The 15,613-nt window shown below is 72.1% G+C and carries 17 protein-coding genes; all 17 read right to left on the bottom strand.

Features of this window, described 5'->3' with window-relative positions:
* The coding region (locus AAG827_RS14535; protein ID WP_341926804.1) for a hypothetical protein at positions 1-1,043 on the bottom strand (1,043 nt) is incomplete at its 3' end.
* Positions 1,044-1,163: 120 nt separating this feature from the next.
* Entirely contained in the window at positions 1,164-2,537 is a 1,374-nt protein-coding gene (locus AAG827_RS14530) for an NAD(P)/FAD-dependent oxidoreductase (protein ID WP_341926803.1), read from the bottom strand.
* 57 nt (positions 2,538-2,594) lie between these two features.
* Positions 2,595-3,389, bottom strand: coding sequence for a DUF1206 domain-containing protein (locus AAG827_RS14525; protein WP_341926802.1), 795 nt, complete (start codon positions 3,387-3,389; stop codon positions 2,595-2,597).
* Between the two features lie 20 nt (positions 3,390-3,409).
* Positions 3,410-3,817: a transcription antitermination factor NusB gene (gene nusB, locus AAG827_RS14520; RefSeq protein WP_341926801.1), complete on the bottom strand. Its 408-nt coding sequence runs from the start codon at positions 3,815-3,817 to the stop codon at positions 3,410-3,412.
* Entirely contained in the window at positions 3,817-4,380 is a 564-nt protein-coding gene (gene efp / locus AAG827_RS14515) for an elongation factor P (protein WP_341926800.1), read from the bottom strand. Before efp ends, nusB begins: the two co-directional genes overlap by 1 nt.
* Positions 4,381-4,502: 122 nt before the next feature.
* The gene (locus AAG827_RS14510; protein WP_341926799.1) at positions 4,503-5,360 is read right to left on the bottom strand and encodes an SIMPL domain-containing protein; all 858 of its coding nucleotides are present in this window, start codon (positions 5,358-5,360) and stop codon (positions 4,503-4,505) included.
* Between the two features lie 238 nt (positions 5,361-5,598).
* Complete coding sequence (locus AAG827_RS14505) at positions 5,599-6,045, bottom strand: type II 3-dehydroquinate dehydratase (protein WP_341926798.1); 447 nt, start codon at positions 6,043-6,045, stop codon at positions 5,599-5,601.
* Complete coding sequence (gene aroB, locus AAG827_RS14500; RefSeq protein ID WP_341926797.1) at positions 6,042-7,145, bottom strand: 3-dehydroquinate synthase; 1,104 nt, start codon at positions 7,143-7,145, stop codon at positions 6,042-6,044. Before aroB ends, AAG827_RS14505 begins: the two co-directional genes overlap by 4 nt.
* On the bottom strand, positions 7,142-7,654 hold the full coding sequence (locus tag AAG827_RS14495) for a shikimate kinase (protein ID WP_341926796.1): 513 nt from the start codon (positions 7,652-7,654) through the stop codon (positions 7,142-7,144). Before AAG827_RS14495 ends, aroB begins: the two co-directional genes overlap by 4 nt.
* Positions 7,651-8,829, bottom strand: a complete 1,179-nt coding sequence (gene aroC, locus AAG827_RS14490; protein ID WP_341926794.1) for a chorismate synthase — start codon at positions 8,827-8,829, stop codon at positions 7,651-7,653. The genes AAG827_RS14495 and aroC overlap by 4 nt, the downstream gene beginning before the upstream one ends.
* Positions 8,830-8,869: 40 nt before the next feature.
* On the bottom strand, positions 8,870-9,607 hold the full coding sequence (locus AAG827_RS14485) for an A24 family peptidase (protein ID WP_341926793.1): 738 nt from the start codon (positions 9,605-9,607) through the stop codon (positions 8,870-8,872).
* The gene (locus AAG827_RS14480) at positions 9,604-10,416 is read right to left on the bottom strand and encodes a shikimate dehydrogenase (RefSeq protein ID WP_341926791.1); all 813 of its coding nucleotides are present in this window, start codon (positions 10,414-10,416) and stop codon (positions 9,604-9,606) included. Before AAG827_RS14480 ends, AAG827_RS14485 begins: the two co-directional genes overlap by 4 nt.
* A 13-nt stretch (positions 10,417-10,429) precedes the next feature.
* Positions 10,430-11,614 carry an endolytic transglycosylase MltG gene (mltG, locus tag AAG827_RS14475; protein ID WP_341926790.1) on the bottom strand — a complete coding sequence of 395 codons (1,185 nt, stop codon included), beginning with the start codon at positions 11,612-11,614 and terminating at the stop codon, positions 10,430-10,432.
* A complete protein-coding gene (ruvX, locus tag AAG827_RS14470) occupies positions 11,607-12,068 on the bottom strand; it encodes a Holliday junction resolvase RuvX (protein WP_341926789.1) in 462 nt (153 codons plus the stop codon). Before ruvX ends, mltG begins: the two co-directional genes overlap by 8 nt.
* Positions 12,068-14,767: an alanine--tRNA ligase gene (gene alaS, locus AAG827_RS14465; protein WP_341926788.1), complete on the bottom strand. Its 2,700-nt coding sequence runs from the start codon at positions 14,765-14,767 to the stop codon at positions 12,068-12,070. Before alaS ends, ruvX begins: the two co-directional genes overlap by 1 nt.
* The gene (locus tag AAG827_RS14460; RefSeq protein ID WP_341926787.1) at positions 14,767-15,093 is read right to left on the bottom strand and encodes a DUF6167 family protein; all 327 of its coding nucleotides are present in this window, start codon (positions 15,091-15,093) and stop codon (positions 14,767-14,769) included. The genes alaS and AAG827_RS14460 overlap by 1 nt, the downstream gene beginning before the upstream one ends.
* Complete coding sequence (locus AAG827_RS14455; RefSeq protein WP_341926786.1) at positions 15,090-15,596, bottom strand: hypothetical protein; 507 nt, start codon at positions 15,594-15,596, stop codon at positions 15,090-15,092. Before AAG827_RS14455 ends, AAG827_RS14460 begins: the two co-directional genes overlap by 4 nt.
* Positions 15,597-15,613 lie beyond the last annotated feature (17 nt).

Here is a 15,613-nt window from a genome sequence, read left to right as displayed (position 1 = left end):
TTCTCCGCCCGCATGTTGTTGCCGGTGTCGACCAGGATCACCCGGTAGAACCGCTCGAGCAGCCGGTGGACCGCACCGAAGTCCTCGGCCCGGATCGTGCCGGTCACGTCGGGGCGCTCGTCCGAGGCCAGGACGTCGAAGTGGGCGTCGCCCTGCGAGCGCACGAACGCGCCGAGGTCGCCGATGCGCGACTGGTAGACGTCGCTGAAGCGCTCCAGGTCCTCGAGCAGCTCGCGCGTGGTGTTGCGGTGGTTGCTGCGCGTGCCGCGGATGCCCAGGGTCCCCCGCGTCTCGTTGTTGTCCCACGCGACGACGCCGCCGCCACGCACGGTGCCGAAGGTGTAGCCCGCGGCGAGCACGCCGGTCGTCTTCGCGGCGCCGCCCTTGGGGTTGATGAACGCGATCGTGCGCGGGCCGTCGAAGTCGCGCTGGATCGCGGACCGGTGGCCTTCGTACTCCAGCTCCTTGGGACCCATCTTGGGCTGCACCAGCCCGCCGCTCCAGCGACGCACCTTGCCACGCCAGCCCCACGACGCGGGGCCGCTCTCCTTCTCGCTGTCACGGCGGTCGAGGAAGTCGGTGGCGGTCATGAAGCGCCGCACCTCCGCTTCACCGTCACCGTCACCCGCAGGGGCAGGGGCAGGGGCAGGGGCAGGTGCGGGTGCAGCCGGCATCGGCGCCGGGACCGGGGCGACCGGTGCGGGAGCCGTGCTGGGCGGCGCGAACGGAGGGGCGGCCGGCGGCGGTCCGGTGGGCCCGGTGCCCGGGGCCGGCGGCGGCGCGAAGGGAGCCGGGCTCGGCGGCGCCTGCGCCACCGGCGGGCTCGGGTGCTCGGACGGAGCAACGGGCTGACCGGGCAGCGGGTCCGTCAGCGGGTCGCTCAACGGGTCCGGTCGCCGAGGAGGAGCGGGCGGGACGGAGGCGCCCGGGGTGGCCAGTCGCTCGCCGTAGGCGTGCAGCTCCTCGGGTGTGTAGAGCCGGTCGCTGGTGTCGGACACGTGCTCGTCGGGGGCGTGCGCGGGGTCGCGGGGGTGCTGGGTCATGACATTCCTTCTCGTCCGAGCCAGGGACAGCGGGGGCGGCGTAGGGCATGCGCCTGCGCCAAGTCTGTCCAGGCACGGACGACTCAAACCCCAGCCGGGGAAGGCCGGTCGGCACCCGCCTCAGGACTCCAGACCGGCGAGCGCGACCTCGATCGTGCGGTGGAAGGTCGGGTAGGCGAAGTGCATGGTGCGCAGCGTGGAGACCGGGATCTCGGCGTGCACGGCCGCTGCGAGCAGCCCGAGCACCTCTCCCCCGGCGGGCGACACCGACGAGGCACCCACGAGGACCCCGCGCTCGGCGTCGGCGACCAGCTTGATGATGCCCTCGTTGCCGACCTGGTGGATCCAGCCCCGGCTCGACTCGGGGATGTCGGCCACGCTCACCACGACCTGCAGACCGGCGTCGCGCGCCTGCTTCTCCGACATCCCGACCGAGCCGACCTCGGGGTCGGTGAAGGTCACCCGGCTGACCGCGCGGTAGTCGGCCCAGGGCCCGTCCTCGCCGAGGATGTCGCGCACGGCGACGGCACCCTGATACATCGAGACGTGGGTGAAGGCACCCTTGCCGGTCGCGTCACCCACCGCCCAGAGACGCTCCCCCGCACGCATCCGCTCGTCGGTCTCGATGACCTTGAGGTCGTCGGCCAGGCCCACGGTCTCCAGCCCGATGCCGGTCAGCAACGTCCGACGACCGGCCGCGACGAGGAGCTGGTCGGCGCTGACGACCTCGTCGCCCAGGTCGACGTGGAAGCGCCCGTCGTGGCTGACGTTGCCGATCTTCACCCCCGTGCGGATCGTGACGCCCTCGCCCTCGAGCACCCCGTGGATGACCTCGCTGCTCTCGGGCTCCTCGGGACCGAGGATCCGGTCGGCGACCTCGAGGAGCGTGACCTGGACGCCGTAGCGCGCGAAGGCCTGCGTGAGCTCGCAGCCGATCGGGCCACCGCCGATGACCACCAGGCTGTCGGGCAGCTCGGTGACCTTCACGACCTCGCGGTTCGTCCAGTACGGCGTGTCGGCGAGGCCGTCGATCGGCAGGGTGGCCGGCATCGTGCCGGCGTTGAGGATCACCCCACGTCGGGCGACCAGCTCGTGCGTGGCTCCGTCGGCGCCGTCGACCAGGACCCGGCCGGGGCCGTCGAGCCGGCCACGGCCGCGGACGATCTCGACCCCGGCCTCGACGAGTCGATCGGCGTGGGAGTCGTCGTTCCAGTGGTTGGTGGCCTGCTTGTCGATGCGCCGCGCGACCAGGCTCCAGTCCGGGGTGACCTCGGTCGGCCCGCCCAGCAGCGGCGCCCGTCGCGCCTCGGCCAGCGTGTCCGCGGCGCGGATCATGATCTTGGAGGGGATGCAGCCGTAGAACGGGCACTCCCCGCCCACCAGGCCCTGCTCCACCCCGACCACCCGCAGGCCGGCCTCGGCGAGCTTCTGTGCGGCGTACTCGCCGCCCGGTCCCAGCCCGATCACGACGACGTCGACGTCCTTGGCGCTCATGGGCTCAGCCTCGCACGCCGGCCAAGGAGCGGGACAGGGACTCGTCGGGGGCTGCGGTCAGTCCGGGGAGTGCTGCTTGGCGCGGGCGAAGGCGAAGAGGCCGTAGGCGCCGATGCCGAGCGCGACCAGCGTCAGGAGGACCGGCCCGAAGGGCTGCTGGAGGATCTCGTGGAGCGCCTGGTCGAGGCCGCCGGACTTCTTGGCCTCGTGCGTGGCGGCGGCGTAGACGAACAGCGCCCCGATGACGCCGATGGAGACGCCCTTCGCGGCGTAGCCGGCCTTGCCGAGCCACTTGAAGGCAGACCCCGTGTTGCCACTGGTGTCCTTGCCGTCGATCTTCTTCATGAACGACTCGGTCCACGCGATCCACACCAGGCGCCCGCCGTAGGCGATGATCCCCAGCCCGACGGCGCCGACGAGCAGCTGACCACCCGGCAGGTCCATCGCCTTGGCCGTCATCGTGTCTGACCCGCCGCCACCGGAGGAGCCCGAGCCGAGGGCGACCTTGAGGGCGCTGATGCCGACCGCGACGTAGAGGACGGCCTTGAACCCGGCGGTGACGCCGGCCTTGACGCGGTCGGAGGAGTCCTCGTGGCGCCGGCCGAGGAAGCCGTCCTCGAGGCGCCATAGAGCGAGCAGGAACATCCCGATCGCGACCACCCACACCGAGAAACCGCCCATCGGCGTGGTGGACAGCTGCTGGATCGCCCCGCTGCTGGAGGCGGACCCCGAGCTGTCGCCGAAGGCGAGCTGGAGGGCCAACCACCCGACAAGAAGGTGGACGACGCCGTAGGCGATGAGTCCGATGCGTCCGGCGGTGTCCACCGCGTCCTGGCTGTCGACCGAGTTCATCAGGCGATCATGTCAGGCATTCAGGCAGGCGCGGTCTTCGAGCGCTGGATCGCGCCCAGGATGCCGTTGACGAACGGCGGTGAGTCGTCGGTCGAGAGGTCGCGCACCAGCGCCATGGCCTCGGAGACGGCCACGGTGTCGGGCACGTCCTCGGCGTGCAGCAGCTCCCAGACGCCGATGCGCAGCACGTTGCGGTCGACGGCCGGCATCCGGTCGAGGGTCCACCCCTCGGCGAAGGAGGCGAGCAGCCCGTCGATCTCGACCTGGTGCTCCACCACGCCCCGCACCAGCGTCACGGTGTAGGCGTTGTTGGGCGCCTCCCCGTCGGTGATCAGCCGGTCGAGGGCGTCGTTGGGTGACTCCCCCCGCATCTCGGAGGCGTAAAGGACGTCGAGCGCGCGCTTGCGGGCCTTGGAGCGAGCGCCCATCAGGACTTGACGCGGCCCAGGTAGGAGGAGTCGCGGGTGTCGACCTTGACCTTCTCGCCCTGGTTGATGAACAGCGGGACCTGGATCTCGTGGCCCGTCTCCAGCGTCGCGGGCTTGGTGCGGCCGGTGGCGCTGTCACCGGCGAGGCCGGGCTCGGTGAAGGTGATGACCAGCTCGACGGAGGCGGGGAGCTCGACGAACAGCACCCGGCCCTCGTTGGTCGCGACGATCGCGTCCTGGTTCTCGAGGAGGAAGTTGGCGCCGTCACCGAGGACCTCGGGGCTGACCTCGGTCTGCTCGTAGGAGCCGGTGTCCATGAAGACGAACGACGTGCCGTCGTTGTAGAGGTACTGCATGGTGCGGCGATCGACCGTGGCGGTGTCGACCTTCGTGCCGGCGTTGAAGGTCTTGTCGACGTTCTTGCCGGACTCGACGTTGCGGAGCTTGGTCCGCACGAAGGCCGGGCCCTTGCCGGGCTTGACGTGCTGGAAGTCCACGACAGCCCACAGCTGACCGTCGATGTTGAGAACCATGCCGTTCTTGAGGTCGTTGGTCGATGCCATGCGCGCGAGTCAGCCTTCGTGTCTGAGGGGGGTCCAGCATCACCCGGTACGTCGCGGGCAACAGCGCACGAGTCTAGCCGCGCTCGCCTCCGCCACCGAATGCGCCACCACCCGGTGGCTGGTCAGGCGGCCAGCTCCCAGACGACCTGCACCGTGACCCCGAGGTCGGCCCGCCCAGCACTGACCGGCAGCGGCGCGGAGTCGGCCGAGGAACGGAAGGCCGCGGCCATCTCATAGGCCAGTGGACGCTCGTCGATGGCGCTGAGCGACGTCGCCTCGACCTCACGCAGCGTCATCACCGCGCCGAGCTCCTGACCGGTCGCCTCGGCGTACTCCTGCGCCTTGAGGGTGGCCTCCTCGACCGCGAGGCGCCGGGCCTTGCCGAGAGCGGCCTCGGGATCACCGATCTTGAGCGCGATGTCGCCGACCCGGGCAGCGTTGCCACCGGCGTCGATCGCGGCGCTGACCGCTCCGCCGGCCGAGCGCAGCTCCCGGACGAGCACCGCTGCCCGCTGGGTCACCCGGTAGCCGGTGAGCACGGGGGGTGAGTAGCGCGGGTAGTCGTAGACGGGGTACATCTCCAGCCCGGTGGTCTGCACGTCCTTGCGCTCCACCCCCTCCGCCTCGAGGGCCGCCAGCACCCGCGTCATGGTGCGGCTGGCGGCGTCGAGCGCCTCGTCGAGCTCGGGGCGCTTCATCCGGACCGACAGGTCGAAGGTCACCTGGTCGGGCACGGCGGTCGCCTCGCCCACCCCGGACATGGTCAAGGTGCGTGGAGCGGCGTCGGCGCCCTCGGCCGTCGGGACGGGTGTGACCGCCTGCGCGACCGGGGTGCCCCCCGACCCGCCGAGCAGGTAGGCGACGACGAGAGCCAGCACGGCGAGCGCCGCCACCAGGAGTCCGGTCGTGCTCAGGGCGATGGTCTTGTCAGGGGTCCTGTCAGGGGTCTTGTCATCGATCGTGTCAGCGGTCGTGTCCACGGGATCCTCCGAGCGTCGGTTGCGCGCTTGGACGCCAGCGCATCGGGAGGGGTTCCGGCCAGGTGGTCCAGACCGTCGGTCCGCGCCGTCGTGACGGTCCTAGTCTCCGAAGATGACCACCCTCCGCAGTCAGTGGGCCGCCTTGCCCTAGCACCACCGAGCCCCCCAACCACCCACGCCGGTCGAGCCCCGTGCTCGGCCGGCGTGGTGTGGCGTCCGGGCCGACGTGCCTGCCCGACTAGGTCGCGGGGCGACCGATCTCCTCGAGCGCCAGCCGGTAGCCGTCGATGCCGTGACCGGCGATCACCCGGACCGCGTGGGGGGTGACGACGGAGGTGTGGCGGAACACCTCGGGTCGCTGGGCGGGGTCGGAGATGTGCACCTCGACCAGGGGCGCGGTCAGCTGGGCGCACGCGTCGAAGACCGCCCAGGAGTAGTGCGTCCACGCGGCAGCGTTGAGGACCACCGGGGTGGTGTCGTCGGCGGCCTCGTTGAGCCAGTCCAGGAGCTCGCCCTCGTGGTTGGTCTGCCGGACCTCGACCTCGAGGCCGAGGTCGGCGCCCCAGGTGACGCACAGGTGGGCGAGCTCGGCGTGGGTGGTCGTGCCGTAGACCTCCGGCTGACGACGGCCGAGCCGGCCCAGGTTGGGGCCGTTGAGGACCAGGACCCTGCGGGCGGTGGTCATCGTCGGCCACCGGTGATGACGTCGTAGGCCGCGCGGAGGTCGTCGTCGGACGGACCGGCGAGGACGCCCGGTCGGGCCAGCTCGTCGAGGACGACGAAGCGCAGCTGGGAGCCGCGGGCCTTCTTGTCGACCCGCATGGCGGCGTGGAGCTCGTCGAAGTCGGCGCCGCTGTAGGTCGTGGGCAGGCCCACCCGCGCGAAGGCGGTGTGGTGCCGCGCGACGACCTCAGGAGCGAGGCGCCCCACCCGTCCTGCCAGCTCGGCGACGAAGACGCAGCCGATCGCGACCGCCTCACCGTGACGGATGGCGTAGTCCTCGGCACGCTCGATCGCGTGGGCCAGGGTGTGGCCGTAGTTGAGGGCCTCACGTCCGGGGTGACCGTCGGCTCCCCCGGTCTCCTTGAGATCGTCGACCACGACGTCGATCTTGACCTGGATCGCGCGCTCGACGAGCTCACGCAGCACCGCCGAGCCCGCGGTGAGGGCGTCCGGGTCGGTCGTCTCCACCAACCGCAGGATCTCGGGGTCGGCGATGAAGCCGCACTTGACGACCTCGCCCAGCCCCGCGACCAGCTCGTCGTGCGGCAACGTCTCGAGCAGCGTGAGGTCGCACAGCACGCCGGCCGGCTCGTGGAAGGCCCCGACGAGGTTCTTGCCGGCGCCGGTGTTGATGCCGGTCTTGCCGCCGACGGCGGCGTCGACCATCGCGAGCAGGGTCGTGGGCACGTGGACGACCCGCACGCCGCGCAGCCAGCTGGCCGCGACGAATCCCCCGAGGTCGGTGGTGGCGCCGCCCCCGAAGGTGACGACGGCGTCGGAGCGCGTGAAGCCGGCGGCCCCGAGTGCCTCCCAGCAGTCGTTGGCGACCGCGGCCGTCTTGGTGGCCTCGCCGTCCGGCAGCCCGAGGGCGAGCACGTCGTAGTCGGCCCGCAGGGCGTCGACCACCGGCTGCGCGATCTCGCCGAGCGGTCCGGCGTAGAGGAAGGCGATCCGCTGCACCGAGCTGCCGAGCATGCCGGCGAGACGGTCGGTGACGCCCGCACCCACCACGACGTCGTACGGCGAGGCGCCGCCGACGTGGAGCACGCTGGGGGCGCTCACGGCTGGGTCACCTGCTCGAGGGCCCGGCGCACCTCGTCGGCGATCTCCGCCGGGGTGCGTCCGTCGGTGTCGACGGTGATGTCCGCGAGCGACTCGTAGACCGGCGCCCGCTCGTCGAGCACGGCCTTGATGCGGGCGCGGACGTTGCCGAGGAGCAGCGGACGGCCGGTGCCGAGGCCGACCCGCTTGACCGCCTCGGCGAGACCGACGCGGAGGAACACCACGCGGTGACCGGTCAGCAGGGCCTGGGTGTCGGGGTCGAGCACGGCTCCCCCACCCAACGACAGCACGCCGTCGTGGCTGGCGAGGGCATCGGCGACCGCGGCCTTCTCCAGGACGCGGAAGTGCTGCTCCCCGGAGTCGACGAAGATGTCGGAGATCGAGCGACCCTCGATGCGCTCCACGTCGGTGTCGGTGTCGCGCGCGAGGACGCCGAGCGACTCGGCGAGGAGCGCGCCGACGGTGGACTTGCCGGCGCCCATGGGGCCGACGATCACGGCGAGGGTCATCGGTACCTCAGGTGGGCCAGGTAGCTCTCGGCGTTGCGCTTGGTCTCCTGCACGGAGTCGCCACCGAACTTCTCGACGACCGCGTCGGCCAGGACGAGCGCGACCATCGCCTCGGCGACGATCCCCGCGGCCGGCACGGCACACACGTCGGAGCGCTGGTGGTGCGCCACCGCGGCCTCGCCGGTGCTGACGTCGACGGTGCGCAGCGCGCGCGGGACGGTCGCGATGGGCTTCATCGCGGCCCGCACCCGGAGCACCTCGCCGGTGGTCATGCCGCCCTCGGTGCCGCCGGAGCGGCCCGACGTGCGGCGGATGCCGTCCTCGGTCGGGACGATCTCGTCGTGGGCCAGCGAGCCGGGGGTCGCGGCGAGCGCGAAGCCGTCGCCGACCTCGACGCCCTTGATGGCCTGGATGCCCATCAGGGCACCGGCCAGACGGGAGTCGAGCCGGCGGTCCCAGTGCACGTGGGACCCGAGGCCAGGCGGGAGTCCGTGCACGACGACCTCGACGACACCGCCCAGGGTGTCGCCGTCCTTGTGGGCCTGGTCGATCGCGGCCACCATCGCGGCGGACGTCTCGGGGTCGAGGCAGCGGACCTCGTCGTCGTCGAGACGCTGGACGTCGTCGGCCTCGGGCCACAGGCCGTCGGGGGCGCGGACGCCACCGAGCTCGATGACGTGGGAGACGATGCGCGCGCCCACGGCCTGCTCGAGGAAGTTGCTGGCCACGCGACCCAGCGCCACGCGGGCGGCGGTCTCGCGGGCCGAGGCGCGCTCGAGGATCGGGCGGGAGTCGGCGAAGTCGTACTTCTGCATGCCCGCCAGGTCGGCGTGGCCCGGACGCGGCCGGGTCAGGGGCGCGTTGCGCGCGAGGGACTCGAGCTCCTCGGCGTCGACCGGGTCGGCCGCCATGACCCGCTCCCACTTGGGCCACTCGGTGTTGCCCACCTGCAGCGCCACCGGGCCACCTTGGGTGAGCCCGTGCCGGACGCCACCGGTGATGGTGACCTCGTCCCGCTCGAACTTCATCCGGGCGCCGCGGCCGTAGCCGAGACGTCGACGGGCCAGGGAGTCGCCGATGTCCTCGGTGGTCACCCGCACGTGAGCAGGCAGCCCTTCGAGGATCGCGACCAGGGACGGGCCGTGGGACTCGCCCGCAGTGAGCCAACGCAACATGGGGTCAGTCTTCCATTGACCCCCACGGACGCGACGCCGGTCATCCCCCGACGAGACTCCCGCCGAAGACGGCGTCCAGCACCGGGGCTCCCACGACGATGCCCACGAGTGCCCCGACCAGCATGAACGGGCCGAACGGGAAGGCCCGGCGCTCCACGATCCGCAGCACCGACAGCAGGCCTCCCCCGACGCCGCCGAGCAGGAAGCCGGCATAGAGGCCCACGAGCAGCTCGCCCCAGCCGAGGTGGCCCAGCGCGATGCCGAGCACGCCCGCGAGCCGCACGTCGCCGTAGCCCAGCCCGCGCGGGTGGATGAACCAGAGCACGAAGAACGACCCGCCGTAGACCACCCAGCCCCACCCGGCCCGGACCAGGTCGTCGACGTCACCGCCCAGGGCCACGGCCACGACGACCAGCGCCACCACCAGGACGTACGACGGCGCGACGATGCGCGTGGGCAGGAGCATCGTGCGCCAGTCGATGACCGCCAGCGCCACGCCGACGGGCACCAGCGGGAGGAGGAACAGCAGCGACCACGTCGGCCCGACCGCGGCGCCGACGAGGGCCCCGGCGAGCGCCGACGCGACCGCGGCCCTCCACGCGAGGCCGGGCAGCGCGGCGATCGCCGCGTAGGGCTCCTTGGTCGTCTGGTCCGGGTCGGTGGCGCGCTCGGGATCGGGCGTCGGCTCCGGCACCCGGTCGATCAGGTGCGGGACGAACAGCCCGGCGAGGCCGCAGAGCACGAGGCCGAGCAGCAGCCCGGCCGGGTCCTCGCTCACGCGGGACGCCGCTCGGCCAGCACGACCTCACCGGCGGCCCGCATCACGGCGAGCGGCGCCGACAGCCCGGTGAAGATCTCGAACTGGAGGGCGGCCTGGTGCACCAGCAGGTCCAGCCCGCCGACCAGCACCCGGCCGTCGGCCTGCACGCTGGCGGCCAGCGGCGTGGGCCACGGGTCGTAGAGCACCTCGAAGACCACGGGGACCTCCGCGCACCGGGCGACCAGCGCCTCGCTCTGGGCGGTCGCCGGGACCGTGCTGACCATGATGTCGCCGGTCGGCACGTCGTCGAGCGAGCCGACCTGGACGGTCGGAGCGGACGGGTGCCGCGCGATCGCGTCCGCTGTCTCACGGGCCCGCTCGGCCGAGCGCGCCAGGAGGGTGATCGTGGTGGCGCCCAGGTCGCAGAGCGCCAGCCCCGTGGAGGCTGCCGTGGCACCCGCGCCGAGGATGCTCGCCGAGCGGACGGGCCCGTCGTACTGCTCACGGACGGCGGCCGCCGCCCCCGGCAGGTCGGTGTTGTCGGCCCGGACCTGCCCGTCCACCAGCAGCAGGGTGTTGGCGGCACCCACCAGCGCGGCGCGTGCCGTGACCTCGTCGGCCAGCGGCATCGCCTCGCGCTTGAGCGGCATGGTCAGCGAGAGTCCCCGCCACGTGCCGTCCGTCGTCGCCAGGAGCTCACCGAGGCCACCCGAGGGGACCTGGATCGCGTCGTAGGTCCAGTCGAGCCCGACCGCCGCATAGCCGGCCCGGTGCAGCACCGGTGACAGCGAGTGCGCGATCGGGTCGCCCAGGACCGCACATCTCACGCCCGGCACCTCATCAGCAGCGGTCGGACTGCGTGGCGCAGTAGTCGCGCAGCTCGTCCTTGAACGCCAGGAACTCGTCGTAGCTCTCGGTGAACTTGGTCTCCCCGGTCTCGAGGTTGACCGTCACGTAGAAGAGCCAGTCACCGTCGGCCGGGTTGCTGGCCGCCTGGATGGCGGCGTCACCGGGCGCCTCGATCGGTCCCGGCGGGAGGCCCGCGTTGGCGTAGGTGTTGTAGGGCGAGTCGACCTCGAGGTCGTCGAGGGTCGGGATCGCCACGAGCTCACGACCCAGCGCGTAGTTGACCGTCGCGTCGATCTGGAGGCGACCGATCGTGGGACCGGTGACGTCGTCGAGCCGGTTGTAGATGACGCGGGAGATCTTGGGCATGTCGTCGCCGCGCCCCTCGGCCTCGACCAGGCTGGCGACCGTCATCAGCTCGTGCGGCGACAGGTCGAGGGCCGCCGCCGCGTCCTCGAGACCGGCGTCGTCGGCCGCCTGCTTCCAGCGGTCGACCATGGCCGTGAGCATCGACTCGGGCGTCTCGTTGGGCCCGAAGCCGTAGGTCGAGGGGAAGAGGTAGCCCTCGGCGTTGCCCTCGGCGTAGTCGGGCAGGCCGAGCGGGCCCGGGTTGTCGAGGACCTTCTGGAAGTCGCGGCGCGTGAAGTCGGTCTTGTCGACGAGGATGTCGAGGATGTCGACGACCCGCAGCCCCTCGGGGAACGTGATCGCGTTGGAGATGATGTTGGCGGGGTCGACCAGCACCTGGAGCGCCTGCTCGGCCGACATCTCCTTCTTGAGCGGGTAGAAGCCGACCTGGATGCCCCCGGCCTTCGGCTCGCCGCTGGCGGCGGCCACGAAGGCGTCGACCGAGGCGACGACGCCCTGGTCCTTGAGGTTGCGACCGATGTCGGTGGAGGTGTCCCCCGGCTCGACCTCGAAGTTGACCTTGCCGCGCCCGGGGCCGGCGAAGTCCTCGGCCTCGCTGAACTGGTCCTTGATGACCTCGACACCCTTGGTCACCCCGACGTAGAGCAGGCCCCCGAGGACGGCGAGCACGATCAGGACCGGCACGCAGCCGCGGCCGCGACGCGTGCGTCGGCGTGATCCTCCGGTGCTCGAGACCGGGATGACGCTGCCCTCGTGGGGGTCGTGCGGGTCGTGCTCGTCCAGCACCGGCTCCGGCGTTGGGTCACTCATGGGTCTCCTCCACGATCTCACCCGGCGCCATCCCGGTGGCGCGTTCGGTATCCAGTGCGTGCTGCAGGATCAGTACGGCGGCGGCCTGGTCCACGACGGCTCGTCGTTTTCCGCCCTTCTTGCCACGGTCGCGCAGCATAGCCTCCGCCGACACGGTGGTCAGTCGCTCGTCGACCAGTCGCACGGGCACGGGCGCGACGCGACGCGCCAGGGCACCCGCGAAGACGCGCACCTTCTCGGCCGCGGGTCCCTCCCGCCCCGAGAGCGACCGGGGCAGCCCGACGACCACCTCGACGGCCTCCTCCTCGGCCAGGATCGCCTGCAACCGGCGCAGGTCGCCCTTGCCTCGTCGCACGGTCTCGACGGGGGTGGCGAGGTAGCCCGTGGGGTCGCTGCGGGCCACCCCGATCCGGGCATCCCCCGGGTCGATGCCGAGCCGTACGCCGTGGCGCATCAGGCGCGGGCCACCTCGGCCAGGACCAGGGCGAGTGCCTCGTCGATGCGGGAGGCGTCGGTGCCGCCACCCTGCGCGACGTCGTCCTTGCCACCGCCCTTGCCGCCCAGGAGGCCGCCGACCGCGCGGACCAGGTCGTTGGCGGAGAGACCGCGGGCGCGCGCCTCGTCGTTGAGCGCGGCGACCACGGCGACCTTGCCCTCGGCGCCGCCGACGATCACCACGACCCCCGGCTCGGCAGCGCTCATCCGGCTGCGGACGTCGAGCGCGAGCGTGCGCACGTCCCCACCGCTGGCGCCGTCGGCGCGCTGGGCGACGACGGCGACGTCTCCGACGCGGGTGGCGGACGAGGCGAGCTGACCGGCACCGGCGAGCAGCTGGGCCACCCGACCCTTCTCGATCTCCTTCTCGGCCTGGCGCAGGCGCTCGACGAGGTCACCGACCCGGCCGACGAGGTCGTCGGGCTGGGTCTTGAGCAAGCCGGTCAGCTGGCCCACGACGTCACGCTCGCGGGCGAGATAGGCGAAGCCCTCGACGCCCGTGAAGGCCTCGATGCGCCGGTTGCCGGAGCCGACCGAGGCCTCGCCGGTGACGACGATCGTGCCGATCTGCGAGGAGTGCGACACGTGCGTGCCACCGCACAGCTCGCGCGACCAGGGTCCGCCGATCTCGACGACCCGCACCTTGGTGTTGTCGTAGGTCTCGCCGAAGAGCGCGATCGCGCCCCACTCCTTGGCCTGCTCGAGCGTCATGTAGTCGGCCCCGACGGCGAGGTCGGCGCGCAGCGCGTTGTTGGACACCTGCTCGATGTCGCGGACCTGCTCGGGGCTCAGGCCGGTCGTCCAGCCGAAGTCGAGGCGCAGGTAGCCCGGGCGGTTGTAGGAGCCGGACTGCAGCGCGCGTGGTCCGAGCACCTCGCGCAGCGCGGCGTGCACGACGTGGGTGCCGGAGTGGGCCTGACGGGCGCCGAGGCGCCACTCGGGGTCGACCCGGGCGTGGAGCAGCGCCTTGGCGTCGCTCGCGCCCAGCTCGCCGTCGAGGACACGCACCTGGTGGACCACCAGGCCCTTGATGGGTCGCTGGACGTCGATGACCTCGAGCTGACCCCCGTCGAAGTCGATCACGCCGGCGTCGGCCACCTGGCCGCCGGACTCGGCGTAGAACGGGGTGCGGTCGAGCACCAGCTCGCCGATCTCGCCCGGCGCCAGGGCGGGGACGGCGACGCCCTCCCGCAGCAGGGCGAGCGGTCGGGACTCGGTCTCGAGGGTCTCGTAGGCCAGCCACTCGGTGGGGCCGAACTCGTCGAGGATCCCGCGGTAGACACCGGTGTCGCTGTGGGAGCCCTTCTTGGCGCGGGCGTCGGCCTTCGCACGCTCGCGCTGCTCGACCATGAGCGCGCGGAAGCCGGCCTCGTCCACCGTCAGCCCGGCCTCGGAGGCCATCTCGAGGGTCAGGTCGATCGGGAAGCCGAAGGTGTCGTGCAGCGCGAAGGCACGGTCACCGGGCAGGACCGTGGACCCGCCGGAGCGCACCTCGCCGGCGGCCTGGTCGAAGATCTGGGTCCCGGCCTGGAGCGTCTTGCGGAAGGCGTCCTCCTCGGCGAAGGCGACCTGGGAGATGCGCGGCCAGTCGGAGACGAGGTTGTCGTAGGTCTCCCCCATCTTGTCCCGGGAGACCGGCATCAGCTCCGGGAGCACGCGGTCCTCGCACCCGAGCAGGCGCATGGACCGGACCGCCCGACGCAGCAGGCGACGCAGGACGTAGCCGCGGCCGTCGTTGCCCGGGGTCACCCCGTCGCCGATCAGCATCATCGAGGAGCGGACGTGGTCGGCGACCACGCGGAAGCGCACGTCGTCCTGGGCGTCGTCACCGTAGCGCTTGCCGGTGAGCTCCTCGGCCTTGGCGATCACGGGGTAGACGACGTCGATCTCGTACATGTTCTTCTTGCCTTGGAGCAGCAGGGCGACACGGTCCAGTCCCATGCCGGTGTCGATGTTCTTCTTCGGCAGCGAGCCGGAGATGTCGAAGTCCTCCTTGGAGCGCACCGCGGAGAGCTCGTCCTGCATGAAGACGAGGTTCCAGATCTCCAGGAGCCGGTCCTCGAGCTCGAACGGCATGTCCGGACCGAGCGTCGCCACGTCGAAGTCGGGGCCCCACTCGGGGCCGCGGTCGTAGAGGATCTCCGAGCACGGACCACCCGGGCCCGGGACCCCCATCGACCAGTAGTTCTCCTTGTTGCCGAGCTGGACGATGCGCTCGCGCGGCAGACCGGTGGCCTTCATCCAGTAGCCGATGGCCTCGTCGTCGCCGACGAGGACCGAGGGGTAGAGCCGGGACTCGTCGAGCCCGTAGCCGCCGTCCTCGACGGGCTTGGTGAGCAGCTCCCAGGCCAGCTCGATCGCGCCCTCCTTGAAGTAGTCACCGAAGGAGAAGTTGCCGCACATCTCGAAGAACGTGCCGTGGCGCGTGGTCTTGCCGACGTCCTCGATGTCGGGCGTGCGCACGCACTTCTGGATGCTGGTCGCCCGGGTGTAGGGCGGCGTCTCCTGGCCCAGGAAGAAGGGCTTGAACGGCACCATGCCGGCCGGCACGAAGAGCAGGTTGGGGTCGTCGGCGAGCAGCGACGCCGAGGGCACCACGGTGTGTCCGGCGGCCTCGAAGTGGGCCACGAACCGTCGGCGGATCTCCGCGGTGTCCATCAGGTGGTGCCTTCCTTGTCTTGGGTGAACTCGTTGGTCGGGGCGAGCTTCTCGTTGGTCGAGGCGACCTTCTCGTTGGTCGAGCCTGTCGAGACCCCGAGCTGTCGTGGTCCAGGAGGCCCGAGCCCGGTGCGCTGACGCAAGTCGGTTTCGGCATCGGCCTTGCCCTGGGCCACCTCGTCGCGGAACATCCGGGCGCCCACGACGGCGGCACCGACGCGGTCGCGCAGTCCGTCGACGGAGAGGGCTTCGGCGGCGCGGCGACCACGGACCATGGCATAGACCCCGGCCCCGGCCCCGGCGACGAACCAGAGGCCGCGGCTCATGCGGCGGAGCCCTCGTCGAACGCGCCGGCGCGTTGCCGTGCCTCCCAGTCGCGGCGGGCGTCGCGCAGGTCGGTGCGCCGCTGCTTGCGGGCCCGTTTGACCTCCCGCCTCATCTCGAAGCGGATCCGGTTGCGGGTCTCGGGAGCCAGCGCGCGGCGGAGCCCGGCAGCCAACGAGGCGGCCTGGACGACGCTCTCGCGCAGGACCAGGTCGGCGAAGAGCGGGGCGTCGACCCGGGACACAGGACGTCGCTCGGTCTGCTCGTCCTCGGACCCGATGCGGGTGATGACGTAGTCGCGCTCGTCGTCCGAGGTCACCGTGGCGACGGGCGCCGAGGTGCGACGCTCGAGGGCGTCGAGCCGCGCGCGCAGGGCGGCGGTCTCGGCGCGGGCGGTCGCCCGGTCGCCGGCGGCTCGCCTGCGGCCCCGCACCACCGTCACCAGGAAGGCGCCGGCGAGGGTGAGCAGCACGAGGAGCGCGACCACCACGGTCCACGCCTGCACGGTCCACTCCTCGTTCA

The sequence above is a fragment of the Nocardioides psychrotolerans genome (genome assembly GCF_943371775.1).
In the GTDB taxonomy this organism is placed as follows: Bacteria; Actinomycetota; Actinomycetes; order Propionibacteriales; family Nocardioidaceae; genus Nocardioides; species Nocardioides psychrotolerans_A.
This window is presented reverse-complemented; position numbering and strand designations above follow the sequence as displayed.